Raw genomic sequence first — 26,847 nt, 5'->3', positions numbered from 1 at the left:
CTAAATAAACAAGCTTAACAGCAGTCAATAAAATCTCCTCCTAAACATTCACAAAGACTGTCTGCACACCATAAATTAATGCATAAGTTACCCATGTTAGGATTATTATTACGTCTTCCGTAATAGTTGTCTCTATAATTAGAGTTTCGCTTATTTAGTGAGTTAAAGGTTTGTCTATATTCAACATTATTAGGTTCTTGATTGCAAGCAATACTAATAAAACTATATGCACTATCATGCCAACCTTTTTTTAGGTGAACCATCCCCATTAAATAATTCCATTCAGCATTTTTTGTATTCATTGTGCTTAATTTTTGCTCAGCTGAAGGAATATTACCGCCATTTAAATCCATTCTTACAGATTGGTATATGTTGTTGCTTGTATAATCACCATTTGAGGAGGGATTATAATTGTTGGTGGAATTATAAGTATTTGAGGATTCGTAGCTATTTGATGAGCCAGAATTTTTCATAAGTGAGTCATAGGCTTCATTAAGTTCTTGCATTTTTTCTTCTGCTAAATCTTTTAGTGGATTATCACCATATTGATCAGGGTGATATTTTTTTGCTTGTTCTCTATAGGCTTTTTTAATATCTTCTTTAGAGGTTCCTTCTCTTACACCAAGTACTTCATAGGGATTCGCCATCGTTATATTCCACTCCTTTTAAATAATTAATATCTAATTTGTTAACAAGTACCTTATCCATTTTTTCCATGAGTCCTAGTTCAAGTATATTATATAATATATTCTCATTTTTAAGCGTTGGCAATTTATTTAAATAGGTTAAACATTGCTCAGCACAACTAGTCAATATAAAATCAATTCTTGGTGCTATTAATTTAGAGAAAATTTCAAATTCTAATTTATCTGTATTTAATAATGAATTTATAGCATTAAAAGAATTACTTTTTATGTCCTTTTCTAAATCATCATAGGCATCTATAATGTATACCCATTTACCTAAATTATATCCTAGCCAATATAAATCTTCTTTAAAGGGTGCATCTTTATAATAAAATGATATTATAGTGCCTGTTAAATCAGCAAAAACATCAGATAATTCATCTATGGATAGCTGTTCATCTATAGATATATCGTCATAGGTTGTTTCTAAAGTATTTAGTAATAAAAGTTTTTCACTCGTGTAATTCATTATATCTTTATATTCTACTTTTGGGCTGCGTAAATAGTTCTTCAAAAACATTGAAAAAACTTTGCTTTTCATTGTTTTATTATCTTGAACATCATCCATTAGTTTATAATAGGCTAAAGTAATATTACAAAACGCCGCATAATCTAAAGCTTCGTTGTTATTAATCTTAACTCTTTTTTTTAGTGGATGAAGTGCGCATTTAAACTGGGTAAAATCGCATTTGCACTCTGAAAGCGAGTCTAACAGTATAGCTAAGAAAGTCATATCGAAATTTAGTGTAAGTCTTGGTAGGTTACCAAAATTATCTTTAATAGAGTGGCAAAGGCCACAATAGTAAGCTTTAAATTTTTCAAAGTCAACAATTTTCATTTCCATTTTACAAGGAGTTACATACCCAAACATTATAGCTTACTCTCCAGTTTCTTTAATTCTATTATTTCATAAATAGATTTAGAGGTAGTATCAGAAAGGCTATAACCGAGCAAGGCTATAACTTCTTGAATTTCAGTTTCGTCGCTGCCTTCAATTTCTATATAAGGAAAGGGACAGAACTTCTTCTCGTTTATGTCTATTTCAATGAGGGTGTTTTTATATTTATAGCTTTCTCTATATTTTTTTATTGATTGCACAAGAATCAGACCTAAGGATTCAAATATACCTTTAGCAGCTACTTCATCTTTAATTTCCGATTCGTGTTCTTCCATAATTTTGTACTTTTCCTGGCTTATAAGTTTTTTTGTGGTAATATAGTGTATTGTCGAGTTTGTTAGCTCGTCTTTCACTGTGCGTATTCTTGCATAGCCTTTGTTTGTGAGTAGACTCCTATCTGAAAAATCGTAAATATTATTTATTTGATTTTCCTCTTTTACTTTTGAGGCATTTATGTTTAATAGTTTTCTACGAATTTCTTCTACATTAATATCTATAATTCTAATTTCCATCTCTTTCAAAGTAATCCTCCTTATAAGTCCCTAAGGAACATGACAATTTACTATTGTCATGTTCCTACGTATGCAGTATAATTGTTAAATTTATAATATATCTTTAACTGTGATTATATCATAATATAAATAAATTAACATTAATATTTGATTAAAACAATTGAAGACTCACCACGCACTCTCGTGACTTCAGTCATGAGTTAGTGGTGTTAGGTTCTATTGTATAAAATATGTTCAAATAACATATACTAAACGTTGATAGTACTATGTTTGCATGGTATAATTAAGTGATGAAAGAAGGTGAATTTATCTATGTTAAAAGGCTTTAAATATAGAATATATCCTACCGAACAACAAAAAAATCAGATGGGTAAAACCTTTGGATGCTGTAGATTTGTATATAATCAAATATTATCTAAAAAAATAAATTCGTATAAAGTCGACAAAAAATATTTGTCTAAAATAGATTGTAATAATTATTGTAATTGAGTGCTTAAAAAAGAATTTATATGGCTTAAAGATGTGGATAAATTTGATTTAACTAATTCAATATATAATTTAGATAGTTCTTATAAAAAGTTTTTTAAAGAACACTCAGGATTCTCTAAATTTAAATCAAAACATGACCACAATTATTCTTACATGACCAATTTCACTAACAATAATATTAAAGCAAAGTTTGATGATAATTTAGTTCAATTGCCTAAGCTTGGCACAATAAAGGCTAAACTTCACAGAAAATTTATCGGCAAGATACTATTTGCCACCATATCTAAAGTACCTAGTGGTAAGTATTTCGTAAGTTTTAATGTGGAATGTGAGAACATTCAGTTGCCTATAATTAGCAATATAATAGGGTTTGACTTAGGGTTAAAAGAATTTTTAATAGACACGAATAATGTTCATGTTAAAAGACCTAAAGTTTTAGAAAAATACGAAGAAAATCTTACGAAACTTCAAAGACAATTATGCAATATGGTTAAATATAGTAATAATTATAAAAAACAAACCGTTAAAATCGCTAAATTACATGAGAAAACATCTAATATTAGAAAAGATTTCTTAAATAAGCTGGCGTCTAAGATTATTAACGATAACCAAGTTATGATTTCAGAAGACTTGCAAGTTTCTAATATGATAAAAAATCATAAATTAGCTAAAAATATAGCTGACGTTTCATGGTCAGAATTTACAAGGCAACTAGAGTATAAAGCTATCTGGAAAGGTAGAACATATAATAAAATCAGTCCATGGTTTGCAAGTAGTCAAATTTACTGTGCATGTGGCGTTAAAAATAAGGAAGTTAAACTTTTGTCTATTAGAAAATGGATATGTAAGTGTGGTGCTAATCACGATAGAGATGAAAATGCTGCTACAAATATTCTAAAACAAGGGTTAAAAGATTTGGGAATGGAAATAGCGAGTTAAACTGTAATTATATATAAAAATAGGGTAGGAACTATCCGAAGTATTACGCCCATGGAGTTAGTAGGTATGTCATAGATTATTAAGCTAAGGATTACGAGGACGATGATGTGGGAAGTTTTGAGAGTAATCTTAGAAGCACGTGACTTCAGTCATGTGAGGTTCACATATATGACTTTGTTATAAACACATTTACATAGTATAATGATTAAGCTTAGATAAAGATTAGGGTGGTGTTTTTTTTGGATTACATAAATGAAGTTAATATAAATGAGGCCATTATTCATGTTTTAGATAATAATGCGGATGAACCTATTTTGAATGAATATGCCTTAGATTTAGATGAAGAAAAATATAATTTTCTACTTAAACATATTCAGAAGTGCTTAAAAGATGAGGAAATAAAATATGGTTTTTTTGATGAGGAGTCAAATATAGTAAAAGATTTCTCGCAGGAATACTTAAACGGTGAGAATAATTTACTTGCGGTATCTAAGGAACTGGCGAAACGGATGTTTATATTAATGAGGACAAAAGGGAGCATCCCATCTTGTGATTTAATACTGGTATCTTTCACAACAGAGTATGGTCCGATTCTTGGTATATTTAAAATGGATTATATAAAGAATTATGTGCATACTATTGAGTTTGTGGATGATAAGTTAGGAATTGATATAGTGCCACAGTTCACGGGTCTTCCTGGTTCGGCTCAAAGGATACAAAAATGTGCTTTTATAAAACCAATTAGAGAAGAAAATAAATTTGACCTAATGATTATTGATAAGAAAAATAAAAGCAAAGAAAATGAAGAGTATGACTCCAATTACTTTACAGAAGATTATTTAGGCTGCACAACCTTTGATAATAAAAGGGATGTCACTAAAAAATTTGTGAAGTCAGCTGAAAAATGGACTCAAAATGAATATCCTGAAAATGCTGATAAAGCAGAGGCCATTAGAAGTACTATTAAAAGAAAACTAAAGGAAGAGGACAACATAGATGTTAGAGAATTATCAGAGGAAATGTTTCCTGAAAATAATGGTACTAAGGAAAAATTTGTTGAATTTATAACAGAACAAGGAATTTCCGAAAATATTAATCTTGATAAACAGTGGCTAGATAAAAGACTCAAAAGAGTAAGACTTAAAATTGATAAAGATATAGATTTATATGTAAATACAGAAACGTATAATGATAACAGTCGCTTTGAAGTACAAAGAAATGGTGACGGGACAATTAATATGGTTATTAAACATGTAAGTAATTACGTAGAGAAATAGATTAAAAAGTATATGTTACTACTAATGCAATCATTTCGCTAAGAACTACTAATAATATTTTTAATTAAGCTGCTAAAAAACATAAACTCGCTGTCGCTCAAACATATGTTTTTCTTAACGCATCTTATTTAAAAATATGATAAGAAGTTCTAAAGCTTGTTCAAATGCATTATACGTAACATATACTTTTTTTTGCGTATGGAAACAGCAGAATAAAAAATAAACCAAAAGACCCACAGTATGGTAACTGTGAGTCTTTTGGTTTTACTTACTTAAATAATTATTTAGATGAATTAGCAGAACCTAAAACATTAGTAATTTTACCTTCAACTAATTTAGTAATATTCTTTCGTGCTTCTCCAAGATATTTTCTTGGATCTATTTCGCCAGAATTTTCAGTAAGAACTTTTCTTACTGAACCTGTCATAGCAAGTCTTAAATCAGTATCCATGTTTATTTTACAAACAGCCATAGCAGCTGCTTTTCTTAGCATTTCTAGAGGTATTCCTTTTGCACCTTTCATTTCTCCACCAAAGTCGTTTATCATGGTAACGAAACTTTGATCTACAGCAGATGCACCGTGAAGAACTATTGGGAAATTATGTTTTCCGGCTTCTTCTAATTTCTTTGTAATTAAAGCTAATCTTTCAAAGTCAAGTTTAGGTTCGCCTTTGAATTTATAAGCACCATGACTTGTTCCTATAGCTACAGCTAGTGAATCAATTCCAGTTCTTGTTACATAATCTACTGCTTGTTCTGGGTCAGTGTAAGTTGCATCGGCTGCTGAAACTGAAACAGCATCTTCAACACCAGCAAGTTTACCAAGTTCTGCTTCAACTACAACACCTTTGGAATGAGCAAAGTCAACTACTTCTTTAGTTGTCCTTACATTTTCTTCATAATCCAGATGAGAACCATCATACATAACTGAAGTAAATCCAGAAGCTATTGCAAGTTTACATTGTGCTAAATCTGAACCGTGATCTAAATGAAGAGCTATATCAAGGCCAGTGTCTTCAACAGCTGCTTCGACCATTTTTCTAAGGTAGGTAGGCCTAGCATATTTCATTGCCCCGCCTGATACTTGGAGTATTACAGCTGACTTGTGAGTTGCACAAGCATCTATAACTCCTTGAATTATTTCCATATTATTGATGTTGAATGCACCAATCGCGTAATTTCCTTCTAGCGCTTTTTTAAACATATTAGTAGTAGTAACTAATGCCATGTTAATTCCACCTTTCAAATTTTGTATCAGGGACACATGATGTCCCTGTGGGACATTTTATGATATAGCATAATTATAAGCTATATTTTAAGTGATTTCTACCTTTTTATTATAAATCATAAACATAAATTAAAAAATATTACTTATAGATACTTTTTGAAGAAACATTATCTTATCTACAAGATATATCATAACATGAACAGTGGCCAGTCCTTCTGATTGATCTTTAATTTTCGTATATTGAGTTAATTTTAAAATTTCACTGTCTAGATAATTTATGTCTTCATGATGTATATAAACGGTTAAAAATTTAGAAGCTTTTTTCCATTCAGATATATAAATTAGTGATAAATCGTATGCATCTTCATAATTCTCTTTAAGTATATAACTTTCTAGTTTATAATTCAAGGTTTGTAAATGTGTGCAACTACGATTTATGATATTTGTTGATATAAAAATTCCTATAAGCAATATGATAAATAGAATAAAGGCTACAATAACATTTTTCATTTATGATTTTGCACCCCTTCCTTAAGTTGATAATAAAACTTATTTTTAGAATCTAATGTGCCTATAAAAACATCCTTTGCGCGAGAAATTTTATTTTCTTTTAGTAGATTGGTTAACCAAGTTTCATCTTTACATAAGAGTTTCAAATTTTTGTGATTTATATTACCATCCATAATTAGGGGCACAGGTAATAACTCTTGAACTACTTTTAATTTTAAATCTGCCTTAGTGGCAACGCTTTGCTGAGTTTTTGGCAATATTGATAGCTCTCCACTAGTTTCCAAAATAGCATATTGAACTTCAGATAAATTAAAATAACCCTTTAATCTAAGTTCCTCTAGTAAATCATTAATATTAAATCTTTGGGACCTAAGTTCTGCAATATCAATTTTGCCATTTCTTATTAATATACTTGGATTGCCTGTAAGTATTCTTCTTGCTCTTTCGCTTTTAAGCTCAATGTAAGAAGTACCTACTTGGAGAAATAGCAAAGTAATCATAGGTATAACGGAATGTAGTAGCGGTATTCTTATGTCTGTCATGGGAAGGGTAGCAAGTTCAGAAATCATTAGTGCAACAACCAGTTCAAATGGCTCAAGCTCACCTATTTGTTTTTTACCCATCATCCTCATAATAAATATTACTGCAAAATATAAGAAAAAAGTTCTGATTATTAAAGTAAACATAATATCACCCCATTACTGTATTAAGTATATTTTCCTTCTAAATACAAAAATTATAAGGGGTACATGATACATTTTTTGAAAATTACAGTATAATGGTAGTAACATTTAAAAGTAGGGGATGATCTTATAAATAACTTTAATTTAGAACTTAAAGATGGCAGGATGGTTTTAGTTCAAGAGGGAACTATACTAAATGATATTATTGTGGGTAATAATTTATTAAATGATGTACCAGTAGTTTTAGGTATAGTTAATAATAGACTTTATGAACTAGGAACTTGCGTCGTAGAGGGTGGCACTTTTGACACTGTAGACATTAAAAGTAGAATTGGAATGATGACATACGTTAGAACATTGCAGTTCGTTTTAATTAAAGCAGTTGCAGATTTGTTTCCCAGTGCTAAAATTCATATAGAACATTCTTTAAGTAAGGGTTTGTTTGGCGAAATCCATAAGACTCCTGCACTAGATATTGATGATATATATGATATAAAAAACAAAATGAGCCAAATAATAAAAGCTGATATTATTATTAATAAAATCGGCCTTCCAAAAGAGAAGGCAATGAAAATTTATGATGAATATGGTATGAAAGACAAAGTTTCACTGTTAAAATATGTTGATTCAGAAGAAGTAAAGCTTTATGAACTAGATGGAAGATATGACTATTTTTATGGCCCTATGGCTTATTCGACTGGTGTTTTAAAAACATTTGATTTAATATACTACGAGCCAGGGTTTATATTAAGATATCCTACTAGTGCTTTCCCAAATAAGATTCCTAAATTTCAAAAGAACTCAAAACTTGCTAGTGTATTTTATGAAGCAGAGAAATGTGGTAAAATATTGGGAGTTGGTAATGTTGGTGCTTTAAATGATGAAGTAGTAAATGGTGATATTGTTAATGTGATTAGAGTAGCAGAAGCACTTCATGAAAAGAAAATTGCGTACATTGCGGATATGATTCATAAGCGGGGTAAGGTAAAGTTAGTTCTTATAGCAGGTCCATCCTCCTCTGGAAAAACTACTTTTTCAAAGAGGCTGGGTATTCAATTAAGAGTAAATGGCTTAATGCCTGTATATATATCCTTAGATGATTATTTTGTTGATAGAGAAATTACTCCAAGAGATGAGCAGGGAGAATATGATTTTGAGTCTATATATGCACTAGATCTAGCGCTTTTTAACGAGGATTTAGAGTTATTATTAAAAGGTGAAGCAGTTGAAATACCAAGCTTTAACTTTAAAACTGGGAAAAGGGAGTGGCACGGAAATAAAATAAAAATGCCTGAAAATAGTGTTTTAATTGTAGAAGGAATACATGGGCTAAATGAAATATTAACATCTTCCATTTCTATAGACAGTAAATTTAAAATATATATAAGTCCATTAACACAGCTTAATTTAGATGATCACAATAGAATTTCTACAACAGACGTAAGAATGACAAGAAGAATAGTTAGAGATTATTTATCTAGAGGATACGGCGTTGAAGATACCCTTAAAATGTGGCCTTCAGTAAAGCGTGGAGAGGAAAAAAACATATTTATTTTTCAAGAACAGGCAGATGTGATGTTTAACTCGAGTGTAGTTTATGAACTTTGTGTGCTAAAGAAATTTGCATTAGCAGAGCTTGATAAAATTGGACCAGAAAGTCCAGTATATTATGAAGCTATTAGGTTAAGAAGCTTTTTGAATTTCTTTCAGGAGATAGACAAAGAATTGGTACCAGATAATTCAATAATAAGAGAATTCACCGGCGGAAGTTGTTTCTATCAATACTAAAGTAAAGTGAAGGTTCGGCACGCAGGATAAATTTCATACTTACTATTTAGTTGTAAGGGAATAACATACGTTGTTGCGAGGCAAAACAATTAATAATTGTATATACTGTGCAGAGACGGTTAAGGAGGGGAAAATGAAAAACTATAGTGCGTTTGATATATTAGGTCCTATTATGATAGGACCATCAAGTTCTCATACGGCAGGCGCAGCAAGACTTGCAAAGGTTGCGTCTATAATTGCGGGGGAAAACATTGTATCGGTGCAATTTATTCTACATGGGTCATTTGCTAAAACGTATAAGGGACATGGATCGGATAAGGCTCTTGTGGCAGGGATTTTAGGAATGGATCCTTGGGATGATAAGTTAAAAGATTCCCTAAGGTTAGCAAAAGAACTAGGTCTTATCGTAGAGTTTATTCCAGCAGATTTGGGGGATGTACATCCTAACACTGTTAAATTTATTATAACAAAAAAAAGTGGAAGGATAGTTGAAATCATGGGATCTTCTGTTGGAGGGGGTAATATTTTAGTATTTGAAGTTGATGGTCAACCGGTTGAATTTAAGGGAAACTACCCAACTATTATAATTAGTCATAGAGATATTCCAGGAATGATTTCAAAAGTTAGTACTATATTATTTGATGAAAATATAAATATAGCAACTATGAATGTCTATAGAGACAGTAGAGGGCTTAAAGCAGCTATGGTATTTGAAACGGATACTGTAGTGCCTAAAGATGTATTAAATAAGATAAAGTCTCAAGGAAATATCTATAATATAAAAGAAATATCGCCGGTATTACAGTCCTAAAACTATCATAGTTAATGTGATAAAGAGAAAAAGGCTAAGGAGGGAAAATTGTGTTTGTAAACAAAGGGGTAGAACTATTAAGTATATGTGAAGAAGAAAATATACCAATATGGGAATATACCATTAGGTGTGAACAAGAAGAAAGTGAACTTCCAAGAGCAGAGATAATTGAAAAGATGAGAGCGAATCTTAATATAATGAAAGAAGCTGCGGAATATGGACTTATAAATGAAACTAGATCTATAAGTGGGTTAATAGGTGGGGATGCTCTTAAACTGAATAAGTATGCAAATTATGGAAATACACTTACAGGGGGATTCATGGTAAAAGCAATGGCTAGAGCTATTTCTTGTTCAGAAGTGAACGCAGCCATGGGCAAAATAGTTGCAGCACCTACTGCTGGGTCCTGTGGAATAATTCCAGCGGTAATTATTACGGCAGGAGAGAAGCTTTGTAAAACTGAAGAGGAGCTAATAAATGCCTTGTTCACAGCTTCGGGTATAGGGGTATTAATAGCTAAGAATGCTACACTCGCAGGAGCCGAGGGTGGATGTCAGGCTGAATGTGGATCTGCTGCTGCCATGGGCGCCGCAGCTGTAGTAGAAATGATGGGTGGTACGCCGGATATGGCATTAAACGCAGCTGCTATTGTTATAAAAAACATACTAGGACTAGTGTGTGATCCTGTTGCTGGTTTAGTTGAGGTGCCTTGTGCTAAGAGAAATGTAGCTGGAGCAGTAAGTGCTTTAACTACTGCCGATTTAGCGATGAGTGGGGTAACTAGTAGGATTCCTTTTGATGATATGGTGATAGCTATGTATAAAGTGGGAAAGCAAATGCCATGTGAATTAAGAGAAACTGCTATGGGTGGAAGTGCAATTACCCCTACAGGACTAAAACTGGCGAAAGAAATTCTAAAGGAATAAATTTATAAATACATATTATTTGAAATTAAGAGAGGTGCATCCCTATGGGATGTACCTCTCTTTTTTAGAAGTAACCTTTAAAAACATAATGAATAGAATAATAAGGAAGATAAACAATTTAATGGAGGAACAAAATGCAATTAAAAGGTAGTAAAACGGAAGGTAATCTTCTCAAAACGTTTGCTGGAGAGTCGAGAGCAAGAAATAAATATACATTATATGCAGAAAAAGCTGAGCAAGAGGGGTATGAGTATGTAGCCTCTGTTTTTGAAGCCACGGCAAACAATGAAAAGGCTCATGCAAGAGAAGTTTTTAATAGGTTTCTTAAAATGAACAAAAGTACAGCAGATAACTTAAAATCGGCAGCAGGGGGAGAAGCTTTTGAGACTGACATGCTATATAAACAATTTGAAACAGAGGCTAGAGGAGAAGGCTTTATAGAAATTGCAGATTTTTATAAAGAATTACAGGAAGTAGAAGAAAGTCATGAAATGAGATTTATGAAAATATACGAAAATCTTGTGGCAGGCATGATGTTTAAAAGAAACAATGAAGTGAAATGGCAATGTATGAATTGTGGGTATATTCATATTGGAACGGAAGCACCAGTTGTTTGCCCACTATGTAAGTTCCCAAGAGCTTACTTTAAAATATATTGCGAAGATTATAAATAGGAGGAGTGAATATGAAAATTTATTACCCCACCTACTACTTAGTACCAGTGGAACCTGTAATATTTTTAGATGATGAGGATTATAAAGAGGATATTGGCTTTCGGTATGGCATGGATGTGGATCAAGCGCAAAACTCATATAGAAATATAGATGAAGACATCTTTGCTCTCATCGATGAAGAATATGTGATTGAAAGTACAAAATAATGATAACTTGGTGTTTTAAATGAAAAAAACCTATATTTTTATGATCGTAGTAATTTTCTTAATATTTATAAGGACTTCTTCAAGTTTACTAAATACAATGATATATTCCATAGCTATAGTACCACTGGCCATTTTGCTCGGAGATCAAACCACTAAAATATCAAATTATATAGGACAGAAAAAAGGTGGGCTTTTAGCAGCTACAGTGGGTAATATTCCTGAACTTATGATGGGAATATGGTCGATAAAGTATGGAATGATAGCACTTGTTCAAGCTTCATTAATTGGATCAATTATAAATAATATGCTTTTAGGCCTTGGAATTGCAGTGGTATTTGGAGGGTTCAAGTTTAAAGAGCAGAATTTTAATAGTATAATAGCGCGAACTAACTTTAATATGTTATTACTGGCGATGTCGTCTATGATAGTTATAGCAACACTAAATAGGTATTCTGTAGTGTTAGATGCAGTGATTATATCAATAAGTGTGAAAGTTGCTTTTCTACTCATAGGCATTTATATCTTAGGATTAATATTCTCATTATATACGCATAACAATTTATTTGTTATTAGTGAGTATATAGAAGAGAAAAAAGCTACTGTAAATAAAAGTGTTATTGAAAGTGCTGTAATTTTAATTTGCATATCAGTATTACTTTATTTTACAAGTGAAAAATTGATATATAACATTAGAGATTTAACAAAAAACTATAATATATCACAGGAGTTCATAGGTATCATCTTAATTCCGCTACTTGGCAATATAGGTGAAAATGTTTCTACTATAATGTGTGCAATGAAAAATAAGGTGGACATGAGCTTAGAAATAGCTATAGGGTCAAGCATTCAAATTTCACTATTTGTTACTCCTGTACTAGTAGTATTTTCATCGCTTATGGGACTTAGTATGACCCTCTTATTTCCTGTATTTCATATAATAATGTGTGGAATAGCGGTAGGGATGTCTTTTTTAGTGTTTCAGGATGGAAAAACTTATTGGCTAGAAGGCAGCATATTGATTACATCTTATATGATAATCACACTAGCATATTATTACATTGTCTAGGTGCATGAAAGTAAATCACATAATAGTATATTTTATGTTCTTAGCATAATTCTATTTCTATAATAATATACTTAATGGATATCAAGACTATAGGGTGATTATTTGTCACACAGAAGGGTGATACAAAATTATTACAACGATATAAATAATTTGGCAGATATGCTGACTAAGTTAGTTAATTCTTACAGGCTCTTAATAGGTGGCGCGGATGAGTTAAATAAAATTGCGCTTTCTAAAAAGAGTGATGTTAAGGATGCACTTAAAAGAGCTGATAATTTAGGGGATATTATAGATGAGGCAATAAAGGTATTAGATGGTGCATCATATAGTTATATGTCTTACTGCACAATGAAAACTGACATTATGAAATGTAAGCTTCAAATAGAGTATATAGAAACAGAAATTGACGAAGATTTGAAGTTAAGAGACTAAAAAAGTGTGAGATCAATTTCTCACACTTTTTTTAACTTGAATTTACTTACCATAAGATAAGATAGTATAAGCATTATAATAATAGTAAGTGGAAAATTGGGCTGTGAATTTAAAGTTATTAGAGCGTATAATGCAACTAGCATTCCGGCTAGTGTAATAGGGATGCCTGTATAAACATTATCAAATTTAGAACAATTATATCGAGCTAGTCTAAATGCACCTGATAATGGGAAAATCAAAAATAAAATATATCCCAAATATCCTAAAGATATGAAATTATATAAATTAAATATGAGAAGTGATGGGGCAACGCCAAAAGATATTAAGTCTGCTAATGAATTTAATTCTTTTCCGAAACTACTAGATACTTGTAAAAAACGAGCTACCTGACCATCGTACCTATCCATAAGACCTGCTAATAGTATAAAAATTACAGAAAATTTATACTTATCTTCGAAAGTCATTACTAATGATAATAATCCGAAAATCAAGTTTCCTAAGGTAATAATATTTGGTAGATAAGATTTTTTCAATATACACCACTCCTAAGAATAAAATTGTCTTCTCAATTATACATCATCATGCATTAATATTTAAGTAAAGAAAAAATATTAATATTATTTTTTCTTTATGGTTAAAATATAAAGAGAAGTAATTGTTGTCTGTAATAAGCAAAAAAAAAGGAGGATTTTAAAATGAAGATCTCTGAAATAATGAGTAAAGACGTTATAAGTTTATCTGTAGAGGATACTGTGGAGCATGCAGCTATGCTTATGAGGGAACATAATATAGGGTCAATTCCAGTAAAAACAGAAGACAAAATAGTAGGGATATTAACGGATAGGGATATAATTACGAGATGTGTTGCAGAAGGGTCAGATATGAAAATACAAAGGGTTAGAGAAATAATGACCTCAAATCCAGTTCTAGGAGATATAAACATAAATGTAGATGACGCTACTAGGATTATGAGTGAAAGACAAATAAGAAGACTTCCTATAGTTTCAAATAATGAATTAGTTGGAATGATTTCACTGGGAGACTTAGCGGTAGAGCCAAATCTCCATAAAGAGGCTAGTGAAGCATTAAGTGAAATATCTATACCCTGTACTCACAATATTTAAAAAGATCATAAATCTAAAAAAGGTATAATTTTGTTACTTGTTTTGTTGGCAATTGTGAACGAATCCATAGGAAAAGTGAATCTTGTGGATTTGTATTTAAAAATGTATAATGATTATAGATAAATTAATAAACATAATAAGTAAATAGGAGAAAATCGAATGTATAAGGTGAAATTTATTTATAATCCATACTCTGGAGAGAATACTATAGCATCTGATTTAGATAAAATAATAATGATTCATCAAAAACACGATTGTGTAATAGTTCCACATAGAATATGCCACGAAAGTCCATTATCAACTGCTTTTTTTGATATTGATAAAAGCTATAAATATATTTTAATAGCTGGTGGAGATGGAACAATAGATAGCGTAATAAATGTTATGAAAGAAAAAAGAATCAATTTACCAATTGCAATTATTCCTACTGGCACCGCAAATGATTTCGCTAGGTATATTGGAATGCCTTTAGATGTTGAAGAGGCTTGTAACCAAATACTGAAAAGTAAGGTGAAAAAAGTTGACATAGGAAAAATAAACCATAAATATTTTATGAATGTAGCCAGTATGGGCCTATTTACAGATGTATCACAAAAAACAGATATGAATTTAAAAAATACTATAGGAAAACTGGCATACTATGTAAAAGGGTTTGAACAATTGCCTAATTTCAGGAGACTTAAAATAAAAGTTACATCAGACAAGGATTGCTTTGATGGAGACATGTATCTAATGTTAGTTTTTAATGGACAAACAGCAGGAAATTTAAAATTCGCGTATAAAGCTAAGATAGACGACGGGCTTTTGGATGTAATTATAATTAAAGCTGGTATTATGAAGAATATAATAAATATTTTTATTAAAATGTTAAGAAATGAATATCTAGAGAATGTAGAAGGTATTGTTTATTTTAAGACTAATAGGTTAGAAGTAGAATGCTATGAAGATATTGTTACGGATATAGACGGAGAAAGAGGACCAGATTTTCCACTTATCATAGAATGTGAAAAAGGTGGGATATCAGTACTTGGATCTAAAATATAGCGAACTATTTAATTTATAAAGTATAAATCGTGCATATTTTTAAATTTAAATTAATAAATATTAACAGTAGAAATCTTTAGGAGAGTATATTAGTGAGTATATATTTTTTAATGCTGTTAGTAATGTTTTTTTTATTATATCAAGGTATAATTTTTAGTATATTTTATGCGCCTAAAAGAATCAAGGTAATAAGTGCTATGGTTTTAATACTAATGGCATGTAGATACATAGCATTAATAATCCTATTTGTTATAAAAAACCAAAGTTATTTATATCTTTTAAAACCAGTTTTGTTTATTAATATACTTTGTATACCTATATGTGGGATTATTTCAATATTTATTTTTGCTAGAAACGATAAAATTAAGCTTAAAAAGATTTTCATTCTGTGTGTTGTGCTTGTTTTAGCCTATTGCACTCTTATATATAAATCTTTTATAAAGATAAATATATCAAATATCTCAGGATACACTATGGAGTTACAATTAGAAAATTATTACAATGTTGCACTCCTTATGATAAATTCAATTTTTTTAATTAAAGGGATAGAAATATTCCATAAAAAACCATCTAATAAATTAGGAGCCCTATTAATAATAATTTCATCAACTACTACATTATTAGCTATTCTTACTACTACATTAAATATAAATTTTGCGCTGCTGCTCTTTGCAGATTTAATTTGGGTTGCAACTCTAGATTACGGGTTAATAAAGTTTAAAAGATAAATTAACAAATATTTTAAAGCACATATAATTACAAAGTAATTTGTAATTATATGTGCTTTTTTTATTTTTTAAAGTTATTTTTTGGAATTGTTCGTTTAGAATTTTTGACCCCTTTAAATTTAGTATTTGTATTGGTAGGTCTTGGTGGAATCAGTGATTTTTTATCAAAACCAATTAAATCTTCTCTATGAGTTATTGTTAGAGCTTCTTTTACAATTTTGTAGTTATCAGGGTTTTTAACTTGAAGTAGCGCTCGTTGCATATTTTTCTCTTTTTGAGCGGTTGGAACATAAACAGTTTCTTTGGTAAAGGGATTAATCCCAGTGTAGTAGATTGTAGTGGATAAGCTACCTGGTGTTGGATAAAAATCTTGAACCTGTTCAGGAGTGTATCCCATTTCTTTTATATATTCTGATAATTTAATAGATTCCGCAAGGTCCGACCCTGGGTGGCTTGACATAAGATAAGGAACTAAAAATTGATTCATATTAAATTTTTTATCTATTTCAAAATATTTTTTTACAAAACTATCATAAATATTTTTTTTTGATTTGCCCATTTGGTCTAGGACCTTGTCACTAATATGCTCTGGGGCTACTTTTAATTGTCCACTAATATGATGTTGACATAATTCTTCGAAAAAGGTAGTGTTTTTATCAAACATCAAATAATCATATCTTATTCCAGAACGAATAAAAACTTTTTTAATGTTTGGTAAAGACCTAACATTTCTTAATAAATCTAAATATTCAGTGTGATCAATTATAAGATTTTTACAAGGTGTTGGATACATGCATTGTTTATCTTTGCATACACCCACTTTTTCTTGTTTTTTACAGGCCCTATGTCTGAAATTAGCTGTAGGACCACCAATATCGTGAATATATCCTTTGAAATCTTTTAGAGTAGTTAAAAGCGTTGCTTCTTCTATTATAGATTTTTGGCTTCTATTTTGAATAACTCGCCCTTGGTGAAAGGTTAGTGCGCAGAACGAACAACTACCAAAACAACCCCTATGGCTAGTTATTGAAAACTGCACCTCGTTTATTGCAGGGATTCCTCCTTTTTCTTCATATATAGGATGATAGGTTCTAGTGTAAGGTAGCCCGTAAGTTATATCCATTTCATTTTGGGTTAATGAAGTTTGAGGAGGGTTTTGCACTATGTATCTATCATTATGTTTTTGCACTACAATTTTTCCTCTTATATCATCTTGTTCCATAGATTGTAATTTATAGCTTTCTCCATATTTATTTTTATCAACACTTACTTCTTCAAAAGAAGGCACTTCTACGAAATCTTCTAATTTATCAATTTCTTTTGAAATATAGACTGTTCCTTTTATGGAAGTCATTTTATCTATAGTCATGCCATATTTAAATAGATTAGCTATTTCAATTATAGGTCTTTCTCCCATACCATAAATTAACAGATCCGCTTTAGCATCTACTATTAAGCTTCGTCGCACCTTGTCGTCCCAATAATCATAGTGTGCAAATCTCCTAAGACTTGCTTCGATACCACCAATTATAATTGGAACATTTTTAAAAGCCTCACGAGCTCTATTACAGTATACAATTACGCATCTATCAGGTCTATGACCAGATTCACCTCCGGGAGAGTAAAGGTCTGTATGCCTTTTTTTCTTTGCAGTAGTATAGTGATTGACCATAGAATCTATATTACCAGAATTTATAAGAAATCCATATTTAGGCTTTCCAAGTTTTCTAAAATCGTCTACGTTATCCCAATTGGGCTGTGCTATAATACCTACAGTAAAGCCTTCGCGTTCTAAGGTTCTGCCAATTATTGCAGTACCAAAGGATGGATGATCAATATATGCATCCCCTGTAATTATTATAAAATCCAATTGGGATATATTTCTTTCTTTTAAATCATTCATACTAATGGGTAAAAACTGCTTGTTTACTATCATATATACCTCCAAATAAATCAGTTATCGATCGCTTTCTATACATAGTAATATTAACATAATTATTAATAAATATGAACTATAAAATTTATTATAGTTGCATTTTGAAGTCTATATAATATAATTATAGTAGAGAGAATTTTATTTTTAATTAAAATATCATAAAAAATGTGGTAATATCTAAACATATATATATTATAGGCGGTGAGATGAATGGAAAATGGCCCTCCGAGTAGAAGGTCAATATTAATTTTAAAATATAATATGAATATGTAGAGAGTTTCTAATATCAGAAATTCATATAGTTTGAATTGTGGTTAAAAATCAATTAGCTGTGGATTTTATTTTGATGTTTCTCTGCATAATAGGAGGAATATCTATGGAAAGAATTTCACAATTTTATTTAAGTAAAATACTTAATCAAAAAGTGTACGATGAGCTTGATGACAGTATTGGCAAGTTGTACGATATTTATGTTACTACGGACCAAGGATATCCAAGAGTTATTGGATATAAAATCAAAAAGGGTGGAGAAATTTTTAATTGTGAATTTAAAAATATTGAAATGTTCAAAGAGGATAAGGGTCTAACTGTAAGAGTAAGAGGAGTGAAAGATATAATTCCTAGAAAATTTTCTTACCTTTTGTCTAAAAACCTATTAAACAAGCAAATAGTCGATGTTAACGGTAAGAAGGTTGTTAAGGTTAATGATTTGACTATGAATAAAGTTGGTGGAGAGATAAGAGTTATAACAGTAGAATCGGGCATTATAGCTGTTGCTAGAAAATATAAATTAGATGGAATAGTCAGAGCTTTTTATGATATAGTGGGCAGAAGCCCTAGAGAAAATAGTATAACTTGGGAAAGTGTTCAATCCTTAGAGATGGTAGAGAACAGCTTAAAACTAACAGAACCTTACGGGAAATTAACTAAGCTCCATCCAGCAGATCTTGCAGATATTTTAGAGGGGCTAGATACGGAGGCTAGAAACAAAATTTTTGAAAGTTTAGATAAAGATTTGGCTGCTGATACCTTAGAGGCATTACAACCAGAAATCCAAGCTGATATTTTAAGTACTATAAATAACATGAGAGCACAAGAAATTTTAGAGGAAATGCCTAACGACGAAATTGCTGATATTCTAGATGAAATGAAGGAAGCTGATGCAGAAAAAATCCTTCTGAACTTTAACAAAGAAGATGAAGATGAAATCAGAGATCTTATGAATTATGAAGATGAAGTTGTTGGAAGCATAATGAATAAAGATTTTATATCCTTTAATGTTAATATTACAGCTTTTGAGACTATAGAAATCCTAAGGGAACTTAAGCCAGACGATGAGGTAATACATTATATTTATATTATAGATGAAGAGGAAAAGCTTCAAGGATTTATTTCACTGAGGAATTTAGTGTTGTCAGACCCTCAGCAGAAATTAGAAGATATTATGGATGATACAGTTATTAAAATAAATGATTGCCAAGATATTGAAGATGCTGTTGAATTAGCCCTTAAATATGATTTAATATCTTTACCGGTAGTAGACGAGGACGAAAAATTATGTGGAATAGTAATTATGAATGATATAATTGAAGAATTATTATCACCTAGATGGAAAAGAAAACTTAAAAAAATTATATAAAGTTTATATAGGAATTATATAAAAATACACTGAGTTACTATGATTTAATCTAGTAACTCAGTGTATTTTTTTTGTAAATTAGCACAAACTAATACTGATAATGCAAGATATATATTTTTTTTTGAGGAGGAATACATTTGAATGACAAAAGGCATTTACTCAAAAGGTGCAGCGCTGTAGTTATGATAATTTTAATCGCATACTTTTCAAGCGAGGTATATTTTAATATTTCTAATATGAAAGCAATGGCGCAGGTTTATAAATATGGTTCAAGGGGCGAACAAGTTAAAGAAATCCAAACTAAACTAAAAAAATGGGGATATAGTAAGGATGCTGTTGATGGGATATATGGATATAACACCTATCTTTCAGTTAAGTTATTTCAGAGGAAAAATGGATTAAGTGTAGATGGAATAACAGGAAAAAACACACTTGCAGCTCTTGGTATTGCAGCGAACAAGTCAACTTCTAGCGGGACGGCATCTACCCAAAATGTAACAAATAATAAAGATGTGAATTTGTTAGCACTCCTTATAAATGGTGAGGCTAGAGGGGAACCTTATGAAGGTCAGGTTGCCGTTGGAGCAGTAATATTAAATAGAACAAGAGATGCAAGATTCCCAACTACAATAGCGGGAGTGATCTATCAACCAGGTGCGTTCACTGCTGTAGTAGATGGGCAAGTAAATTCGGAAATGCAACCCAACTCTATAAAGGCAGCAAGAGATGCGCTAAATGGCTGGGACCCTTCAGGAGGTGCTGTATTCTATTTTAATCCTGCAACAGCCACTAATAAATGGATATGGTCAAAGACACTAATAAAAGTAATTGGTAAACATAGATTTTGTAGCTAATTAAAAGTAATAGGTAGAACTACTCAGTAATCCCTAATAATAATAATAGTAGGGATTACTGAGTAGTTCTATTATTAGGCAATATAAATTTCAATTACAAGTAAAATGTATATTACTCAAATAAAAAATATATATTTAAATTACCTCTAATAACGTTAAATTGTGATAAAATAATGGTAATGTTTTTAAATTAATTATATAACTATAAAATAATATGTAACTAAATTAAAAATAATATATAAATGGAAAAGTATATAGTATTAAAAGTTTGAATGTAGTACAATACGGAAGAGTGAAAAGGAGATTTATATGAAAAAAAAAGCAATTATAATATTAGGAGCTATATTTTTATTAGGTTCAGCAATATTTACTACTTATTCTTATTCTAAAGTAAAGAAATGGGATTCTTTGATTTTACCTTCAGTAAAGATAGAAAATGAGAATTTAACAGGTAAAACTAAGGCGGAGGCCCAAAAAATAATTGAGGACAAGTATTCTAGTCAAATAATTAAGAAAAAAATTGACATAGTACAGGGAGAGAAAAAATATACTTTAGACTATTCAAAGTTAGACGCGAAATATAATATTGACCAAGCTATAGAGCAGGCAACTAGCTATGGAAGTGATATGAATTTGTATCAAAGATACAAAGCTATAAAAAATCCTGTTGAAATGCAAATAGAGCTAAAATTCGAATATAATGATAAAATTGTTGGAAAAATGATAGAAGAAATGGTAGAAAAAATAGCTAAAAATACAAATAAAAAGCCTGTAAATGCAACGATAAAGATGGTTAGCAGTGGAAAATTTAATGTTACTAATGATGTTATTGGCAAGCAGCTAGATTCAGATAAATTAAAAGGTGAAATTAAGGATAAAATTAATGGTGTTCTTTCTGAAGATACTATAAGTATTGAGGCTCCCGTAAATGAAATGAAGCCTAAAATAACAGCAGCTACTTTAAAAGCAATAGATAAAAAAATATCAAGCTTTACTACAAATTATGCAAGTTCAGCATCAGGTAGGGCTACAAATATAAATTTATCTACTAAAAGTATAAATGGGACTCTATTAATGCCAGGAGACGTGTTTAGTTTTAATGGAGTTGTAGGAAAAAGAACAGCAAAAAGTGGATACCAAGCTGCAGGAATAATTATAGGAGATAAACTAGAACAAGGGCTTGGCGGTGGAATATGCCAGACTTCATCTACTCTATACAACGCAATCCTTGGAACTGAACTTATGTCTGTAGAAAGAGTTCATCATACATTTCCTTCGCATTACGTCCCAAAAGGACAAGATGCCACTGTTGATTATGGCAATCTTGATTACAAATTTAAGAATACATTAAAGTATCCAATATTTATTGAAGGATACACATCAAACAGAAATGTTTCCTTTAATATTTATTCTAGTTCTACGTTAACTAATAGAACTTATAAAATTTCAACTGAAACTTTGCAAACTATTCAACCAAAAACAGAAATAGTAAAAGATCCGACTAAGTATGAGGGACAAAAAGAAACTGTGCAAAAGGGTTATCCAGGATATAAAGTTAAAGTAACAAGGAAAATATATGAAAAGGGTAAGCTGATTGATACACAAGTTATAAACAATGATACCTACAGAGTTATTGATGGAATTACAAAAGTAGGTACTAAGAAGAAACCAGTTGTTGAACCACCGGTTGTAGTGCCACCAGTTGTAGATCCTCCAGTAGAGACTCCACCAACAGAAACTTAAATTTCAATAATACAATCCTGTAAAAGACATAGCGTTTAATTAACGTTATGTCTTTTGTTATCCCGTCTAGTACATTTTCAGTATCAGTATAGAATATAAAGTGAAAGCTAATAATTGCATTAATGGATAAATAATCAAAAACATGATATTATGTAAATACTATAATGATGTAGTATTTATGCCCTAAAGCATGTTAAAGGAGAGGATATTATGACGAAAGAAGTTGAATTAATAGATAAAATTGCGAAAAATATAGAAACTGTAATCCTAGGAAAGAAGCCTCAAATATATAATATATTAAAGGGAGTGCTTGCCAGTGGTCATATATTAATTGAAGATGTTCCAGGGGTTGGAAAAACTACACTTATAAAAGCTTTAGCAAAGTCTTTAAATTTATCCCATAATAGAGTTCAATTTACACCTGATCTTTTACCTTCAGACATTCTTGGTGTTTCTATATACAGTCAAAAAACTAATGATTTTGAGTTTAAAAAAGGACCGATTTTTTCTAACATAATACTTGCCGATGAGATAAATAGGACATCACCCAAAACACAGTCTGCACTACTTGAGGCAATGGAAGAAAAACAAATATCAGAAGGTGGAATCACATATAAACTGGAAGAACCGTTCCTAGTTTTAGCAACTGAAAATCCCATAGAGTATGAAGGTACTTTTTCATTACCGGAGGCACAGTTAGATAGATTTATGATTAAAGTTAAAATAGGATATCCAAAAGAAGAGGCTGAAGTAGACATATTAGATTTATATAGGGAAAATAATCCTATTGAACAATTAGAAGCTGTGGCAACAAATGAAGATATTTTATATCTACAGAAAAAAGTAAGAAGTATACATGTGGAAAAGGAATTAAACGAGTATATAGTTAAATTAGTTAATGCGACTCGAAATAATAGTTTTATACTTCTAGGTGGAAGTATAAGAGCATCATTAGCATTACAGCGAGTGGCTCAAGCAACGGCGCTTATAAATGGGAGGGACTATATTATACCTGAGGATGTATGTGAGAATGTAATGATTGTTTTAAGCCATAGAATTACATTAACGTCATCAGCTAGAGCTAACAATTATACTGAGCAGCAAATTATTTCAGATATTTTAAAAACAATTCAAGTTCCCAAGGTGAGATAGTATGATTGTGATAAACAAAAGAATACTATTTTTATGTGTAGCTGCTTTTATTTTTGCTTATACGTCAGGAGGTAATTTACCATATTCAATATTTTATGTGGTTTCTGTTACCATAGTCATTGGAATAATTTATATAATTATAGTTAACAAGAGTTTGCATGCTAAGTTTGAATGTGACAGTGTGGTTTTTAATGTGTCTGATAGGGCTAATATTAAAATAATAGCAGAAAATTCTGGGATAATACCATTACCTTATGTTTACGTGGAAAGTAAAATATTAGGTGGATTTATAGATGGGTACCATGGTGACTTAATCTTTTTAGGGAGTAAGTATAGTAAATGTATTAATAATGAAATTATTTTTACTAAAAGGGGAATTTATAAATTTGGGAATATTTCTGCTATTACAAATGACTTATTTTGTATTTTTAAATTTGTAAAAAACATACATAATAAATTTAATATCACAGTTTATCCTAAGGTATACCAGTTGCATGATATTGACTTAAGTGGTCAAGATGCTTATGAAAATCATAATAATAGTAAAAATGGAATTGATGATGTTACATTAATTAAAAACGTCAGAAAGTATAATACAGGAGATAATCTTAAGAATGTGCACTGGAAATTAAGTGCCAAGCATGGCGAACTGTACGTGAAGAATTTTGACATGACTTCAGGCAAAAGATGTAATTTATTTATTAATATGCATGGGGATAATTTGCTGAATGATTCTACTGGAGTTATTGAGGAAAATATGGTTGACTTCTCTGCATCATTAGCAAACTATATGTTGATTAATAGAATTAAAACCAGGATTTTAATACATTCAAAGCATCAAAAGAGCATAAAAGTGGAGTCTAAAGAAGATTTTTTAGGATTTATGGATTACTTATTAAAATGTAAAAGTAATGGAACTTTTGAATTTGCTAGCTTTATAAAATCAAATTTACAACATGTACCTAGTGGAAATTCAATAATAATAGTGAGTATAGTTGTTGATGATAACCTAAGAAATTTGATTGTGAATTTAAAAGGGAGAGGGTACAAAGTTAATGTATTTTATTACGGTAATAACTTGAATGGATTTAGAAATGCAAATTTCATTAGAAATATAGATATTCTTAAAAATATGGGAATTGAATGTATTAATTTTAAGGAAATTATAGAGAAAAGGTGAAAAAACGATGTGGATGAAGGAAAAACTCATATACATAATTATTATTTTTGTGAACTTTAACCTTATTTTAAGGCTTTTACAACAGGGTATTCAAATTAAAGATTTCAGTTATGAAATTACAACCTTATTATTTATAATAGGAAATTTAATTTACTTTGCTTGCAATGGCTTTACTAGAAAAACAATTTATAAGCTTTTATTTACACTGCTTATTATTAGTATGGGCACGGCCTATTATCTTAAAAACAGTGAGGCTTTAGGGGTATTATTAAGCAATTATTTTTTTGATAATATCCTAATTCTAAATGACCTTATATACGAAGGGGCCATTACATATTTTTATCAATATAGGCTCCTACTAGCTTTAGGAATTCCTTTAATTACTGCTTTGATTTTATGGATAACTTTTAAATTTATGAAGAATTTTATTTTGATAGTATCATTTACGGTAGTTATTGGATTATGGTTTTCAAGGTCCTATGTTGTAGTCATAGATTATCTATTTGTGTATCTTTTTATCTCTTCACTTACTTTTATTATTATGAGTTACCTTAAAAGAATACAGAAGTACAAGGCTAAAGGAGTAAATGTATCTTTGAAATTTGGTTATATTCTAGGTTATGGAGTTATAATAGCGTTAATAATTTCTAAAATAGCTATAATGTTACCACAGGAATATCAAGGCAAAGATTTAAGTGGGTTTGGTAACTTTTTTAAAAATGAATTTGTTAATGAAGCTACTTCAAAAGTTGAAAATAGTTATAGTTTATCTACATCTGGGTACAACGGTAATGATAAAAGATTGGGCGGACCTATTTTAGTAAATTACCAAGAGGTTTTTAAGGTTAAAAGTGAAAAACCATATTATTTAAAAGGCAGCGTTAAAGATTTCTATGATGGGAGCAAGTGGAGTATATCTAATGAAAATTATTTTAAAAAATCAGATGAGAGTGATATGTTCTATGCTAGGTTCGGAATGAATAGAGAAAAGTACATGCACAAAAGATCCTTAACTATATATCCAGATAAAAAATTTAAAACGAATACAATATTTGCACCTAACTTTGCATTTAATGTAAGCAATGTTCAGAGTACATTATTTTATGATAAAACACCGATAATTATAAGTGAAAAAGCAGTTACAAGACCCTATGATGTGCATTTTTATGAATATAGTGAAGTGATTGATACTATCGAAGATGTGAGAGATTATAGTGCTGTACCTAGAGGGCCAATGAATTACTATCTCAAACCTAAGAGTATAAATGCAGATATTAATAAAAATTCTAGCATTCAAGACAAATTTTCAAATAGTGATGATGGAACAAATATTAAAGTATTATTGGACTATGAAAAGTATCTTCAAGTTCCAGAAAACATTTCTAAAAGGACTTATGATTTGGTCTTTGAAATTATAAAAGATTCTAATACTAGCATAGAAAAAGTATTAGAAATTAAAAAGTATTTGACGGAAAATTATTCGTATGATTTACAGGTTTCTGTTATTCCAGAGGGCAAGGAGTTTATCGACTATTTTTTATTCGAAGAAAAAAAGGGCTATTGCACTTATTTTAATACAGCAATAACTGTAATGTGTAGGATTGCTGGAGTTCCAGCAAGATATGTAGAGGGTTTTAAAACTCCAAGTGAAAAAGATGAAAATGGATTATATACTGTTTCTAACTCTGATGCTCATGCTTGGGGTGAAGTAGTTCTTGGAGCTTTTAGCTATTCAAACATGTGGACAATAGTAGATGCATCACCTACTGCCTCAGAAGAGTTGCAAAGAAAATTAGCGGCGCTTAAGGAGAAGCAAATAAGTAAATCCAATAGTGAAGGTGAAGATATAACCTCTATTCGTAACCCTGAGAATAAAATAGATGATATGGATTCAGGAAAAGAACAAGGAGAAAATAAGTCGATAACCATATCGGATAATCAGTTTAGGGTATTATTTATATTAACTACAATTTTATTATTTATTCTAATGAAAATTAGGATAGTCTTAAAAAATCGAAATAACTTATTGCAATCTAAAGAGGTAGCCCCACTTTACAATTATTATTTAGATAGATTAGCTGTAATATCAATAATTAAACCTGAATTTCAAGGTGATTTAGAGTTTGCGAAGCAGATATCAGATATACAGCTTAAAGAAAGAATGTTAGTTTTAGTTGAGAGTTCTTATGAAGAATTCTATGGTAAGCATTCGCCCTTAATATTAGACAATAAAGAATACTATGAGTTTTTAGAGAAATACTTAAAAGAATATCAAGGAAAAATTAAATATTTAACAAATAAATACTTTGGGTAAATTTAGTT

Annotated in this window: 27 protein-coding genes; 19 read left to right on the top strand and 8 right to left on the bottom strand. The window is 30.4% G+C overall.

The window, feature by feature from the left end; all coding sequences use genetic code 11:
- Positions 1–14 precede the first annotated feature (14 nt).
- The 3 genes from ACJAX4_RS01305 to ACJAX4_RS01295 are packed head-to-tail and all read right to left on the bottom strand — an operon-like array spanning position 15 to position 2,105.
- Positions 15–647, bottom strand: a complete 633-nt coding sequence (locus ACJAX4_RS01305; RefSeq protein ID WP_435787641.1) for a J domain-containing protein — start codon at positions 645–647, stop codon at positions 15–17.
- The gene (locus ACJAX4_RS01300) at positions 631–1,557 is read right to left on the bottom strand and encodes a DUF5685 family protein (protein WP_435787640.1); all 927 of its coding nucleotides are present in this window, start codon (positions 1,555–1,557) and stop codon (positions 631–633) included. The genes ACJAX4_RS01305 and ACJAX4_RS01300 overlap by 17 nt, the downstream gene beginning before the upstream one ends.
- The gene (locus ACJAX4_RS01295) at positions 1,557–2,105 is read right to left on the bottom strand and encodes a class IV adenylate cyclase (RefSeq protein WP_435787639.1); all 549 of its coding nucleotides are present in this window, start codon (positions 2,103–2,105) and stop codon (positions 1,557–1,559) included. Before ACJAX4_RS01295 ends, ACJAX4_RS01300 begins: the two co-directional genes overlap by 1 nt.
- Positions 2,106–2,408: 303 nt before the next feature.
- Between ACJAX4_RS01295 and ACJAX4_RS01290 the strand changes: the two genes are divergently transcribed.
- The 3 genes from ACJAX4_RS01290 (at position 2,409) to ACJAX4_RS01280 (ending at position 4,801) form a co-directional block, all read left to right on the top strand.
- Positions 2,409–2,585, top strand: coding sequence for a helix-turn-helix domain-containing protein (locus tag ACJAX4_RS01290; protein ID WP_435787638.1), 177 nt, complete (start codon positions 2,409–2,411; stop codon positions 2,583–2,585).
- Positions 2,586–3,524 (top strand): RNA-guided endonuclease TnpB family protein, encoded by a 939-nt coding sequence (locus tag ACJAX4_RS01285; protein ID WP_435787637.1) that lies wholly within the window; start codon positions 2,586–2,588, stop codon positions 3,522–3,524.
- Positions 3,525–3,763: 239 nt separating this feature from the next.
- A complete protein-coding gene (locus ACJAX4_RS01280; protein ID WP_435787636.1) occupies positions 3,764–4,801 on the top strand; it encodes a nucleoid-associated protein in 1,038 nt (345 codons plus the stop codon).
- 280 nt (positions 4,802–5,081) lie between these two features.
- Here ACJAX4_RS01280 and ACJAX4_RS01275 read toward each other — a convergent pair whose 3' ends face one another.
- From ACJAX4_RS01275 to ACJAX4_RS01265, 3 genes are all read right to left on the bottom strand, one after another.
- Positions 5,082–6,029, bottom strand: coding sequence for a ketose-bisphosphate aldolase (locus ACJAX4_RS01275; protein WP_435787635.1), 948 nt, complete (start codon positions 6,027–6,029; stop codon positions 5,082–5,084).
- 129 nt (positions 6,030–6,158) lie between these two features.
- Positions 6,159–6,539 carry a DUF4363 family protein gene (locus ACJAX4_RS01270; protein ID WP_435787634.1) on the bottom strand — a complete coding sequence of 127 codons (381 nt, stop codon included), beginning with the start codon at positions 6,537–6,539 and terminating at the stop codon, positions 6,159–6,161.
- Positions 6,536–7,225 (bottom strand): DUF421 domain-containing protein, encoded by a 690-nt coding sequence (locus tag ACJAX4_RS01265; protein ID WP_435787633.1) that lies wholly within the window; start codon positions 7,223–7,225, stop codon positions 6,536–6,538. The genes ACJAX4_RS01270 and ACJAX4_RS01265 overlap by 4 nt, the downstream gene beginning before the upstream one ends.
- A 126-nt stretch (positions 7,226–7,351) precedes the next feature.
- On the opposite strand from ACJAX4_RS01265, the gene ACJAX4_RS01260 reads away from it, so the two are divergent.
- From ACJAX4_RS01260 to ACJAX4_RS01230, 7 genes are all read left to right on the top strand, one after another.
- The gene (locus tag ACJAX4_RS01260) at positions 7,352–9,010 is read left to right on the top strand and encodes a nucleoside kinase (RefSeq protein ID WP_435787659.1); all 1,659 of its coding nucleotides are present in this window, start codon (positions 7,352–7,354) and stop codon (positions 9,008–9,010) included.
- Positions 9,011–9,143: 133 nt separating this feature from the next.
- Positions 9,144–9,821, top strand: coding sequence for an L-serine ammonia-lyase, iron-sulfur-dependent subunit beta (sdaAB, locus tag ACJAX4_RS01255; protein WP_435787632.1), 678 nt, complete (start codon positions 9,144–9,146; stop codon positions 9,819–9,821).
- 50 nt (positions 9,822–9,871) lie between these two features.
- Complete coding sequence (gene sdaAA, locus ACJAX4_RS01250; RefSeq protein ID WP_435787631.1) at positions 9,872–10,747, top strand: L-serine ammonia-lyase, iron-sulfur-dependent, subunit alpha; 876 nt, start codon at positions 9,872–9,874, stop codon at positions 10,745–10,747.
- A gap of 134 nt (positions 10,748–10,881) precedes the next feature.
- Positions 10,882–11,421 carry a rubrerythrin family protein gene (locus ACJAX4_RS01245; protein WP_435787630.1) on the top strand — a complete coding sequence of 180 codons (540 nt, stop codon included), beginning with the start codon at positions 10,882–10,884 and terminating at the stop codon, positions 11,419–11,421.
- Between the two features lie 11 nt (positions 11,422–11,432).
- Positions 11,433–11,627, top strand: a complete 195-nt coding sequence (locus ACJAX4_RS01240) for a hypothetical protein (protein ID WP_435787629.1) — start codon at positions 11,433–11,435, stop codon at positions 11,625–11,627.
- A 19-nt stretch (positions 11,628–11,646) separates the two neighbouring features.
- Positions 11,647–12,693, top strand: coding sequence for a calcium/proton exchanger (cax, locus tag ACJAX4_RS01235; RefSeq protein ID WP_435787628.1), 1,047 nt, complete (start codon positions 11,647–11,649; stop codon positions 12,691–12,693).
- Between the two features lie 102 nt (positions 12,694–12,795).
- The gene (locus tag ACJAX4_RS01230) at positions 12,796–13,125 is read left to right on the top strand and encodes a hypothetical protein (protein ID WP_435787627.1); all 330 of its coding nucleotides are present in this window, start codon (positions 12,796–12,798) and stop codon (positions 13,123–13,125) included.
- A 20-nt stretch (positions 13,126–13,145) separates the two neighbouring features.
- Here the strand turns inward: ACJAX4_RS01230 and pssA are convergent, their stop codons facing one another.
- Complete coding sequence (gene pssA / locus ACJAX4_RS01225) at positions 13,146–13,658, bottom strand: CDP-diacylglycerol--serine O-phosphatidyltransferase (RefSeq protein WP_435787626.1); 513 nt, start codon at positions 13,656–13,658, stop codon at positions 13,146–13,148.
- Positions 13,659–13,820: 162 nt separating this feature from the next.
- Here pssA and ACJAX4_RS01220 point away from each other — a divergent pair, with 162 nt between their 5' ends.
- The 3 genes from ACJAX4_RS01220 (at position 13,821) to ACJAX4_RS01210 (ending at position 16,021) form a co-directional block, all read left to right on the top strand.
- Positions 13,821–14,249, top strand: a complete 429-nt coding sequence (locus ACJAX4_RS01220; protein WP_435787625.1) for a CBS domain-containing protein — start codon at positions 13,821–13,823, stop codon at positions 14,247–14,249.
- 159 nt (positions 14,250–14,408) lie between these two features.
- Positions 14,409–15,293, top strand: a complete 885-nt coding sequence (locus tag ACJAX4_RS01215) for a YegS/Rv2252/BmrU family lipid kinase (RefSeq protein WP_435787624.1) — start codon at positions 14,409–14,411, stop codon at positions 15,291–15,293.
- A 92-nt stretch (positions 15,294–15,385) separates the two neighbouring features.
- Positions 15,386–16,021, top strand: a complete 636-nt coding sequence (locus tag ACJAX4_RS01210) for a hypothetical protein (RefSeq protein ID WP_435787623.1) — start codon at positions 15,386–15,388, stop codon at positions 16,019–16,021.
- A 61-nt stretch (positions 16,022–16,082) separates the two neighbouring features.
- Here the strand turns inward: ACJAX4_RS01210 and ACJAX4_RS01205 are convergent, their stop codons facing one another.
- The gene (locus ACJAX4_RS01205; RefSeq protein ID WP_435787658.1) at positions 16,083–17,954 is read right to left on the bottom strand and encodes a YgiQ family radical SAM protein; all 1,872 of its coding nucleotides are present in this window, start codon (positions 17,952–17,954) and stop codon (positions 16,083–16,085) included.
- Between the two features lie 379 nt (positions 17,955–18,333).
- Between ACJAX4_RS01205 and ACJAX4_RS01200 the strand changes: the two genes are divergently transcribed.
- The 6 genes from ACJAX4_RS01200 to ACJAX4_RS01175 all read left to right on the top strand — a co-directional run bounded on the left by ACJAX4_RS01200 (position 18,334) and on the right by ACJAX4_RS01175 (position 26,839).
- Positions 18,334–19,596, top strand: a complete 1,263-nt coding sequence (locus ACJAX4_RS01200; protein WP_435787622.1) for a magnesium transporter — start codon at positions 18,334–18,336, stop codon at positions 19,594–19,596.
- Positions 19,597–19,778: 182 nt separating this feature from the next.
- On the top strand, positions 19,779–20,450 hold the full coding sequence (gene sleB, locus ACJAX4_RS01195) for a spore cortex-lytic enzyme (RefSeq protein WP_435787657.1): 672 nt from the start codon (positions 19,779–19,781) through the stop codon (positions 20,448–20,450).
- Between the two features lie 309 nt (positions 20,451–20,759).
- Positions 20,760–22,193 carry a VanW family protein gene (locus tag ACJAX4_RS01190; protein WP_435787621.1) on the top strand — a complete coding sequence of 478 codons (1,434 nt, stop codon included), beginning with the start codon at positions 20,760–20,762 and terminating at the stop codon, positions 22,191–22,193.
- 210 nt (positions 22,194–22,403) lie between these two features.
- A complete protein-coding gene (locus ACJAX4_RS01185; RefSeq protein ID WP_435787620.1) occupies positions 22,404–23,345 on the top strand; it encodes an AAA family ATPase in 942 nt (313 codons plus the stop codon).
- A gap of 1 nt (position 23,346) precedes the next feature.
- Positions 23,347–24,525 (top strand): DUF58 domain-containing protein, encoded by a 1,179-nt coding sequence (locus ACJAX4_RS01180; RefSeq protein ID WP_435787619.1) that lies wholly within the window; start codon positions 23,347–23,349, stop codon positions 24,523–24,525.
- 7 nt (positions 24,526–24,532) lie between these two features.
- The gene (locus ACJAX4_RS01175; RefSeq protein ID WP_435787618.1) at positions 24,533–26,839 is read left to right on the top strand and encodes a transglutaminase domain-containing protein; all 2,307 of its coding nucleotides are present in this window, start codon (positions 24,533–24,535) and stop codon (positions 26,837–26,839) included.
- Positions 26,840–26,847: the final 8 nt, after the last annotated feature.

The organism is Clostridium sp., from assembly GCF_051278035.1.
Classification (GTDB): Bacteria; Bacillota; Clostridia; order Clostridiales; family Clostridiaceae; genus Clostridium_AD.
Note: the sequence above shows the minus strand (reverse complement) of the source record. Positions and strands in the feature narration are given on the sequence as shown.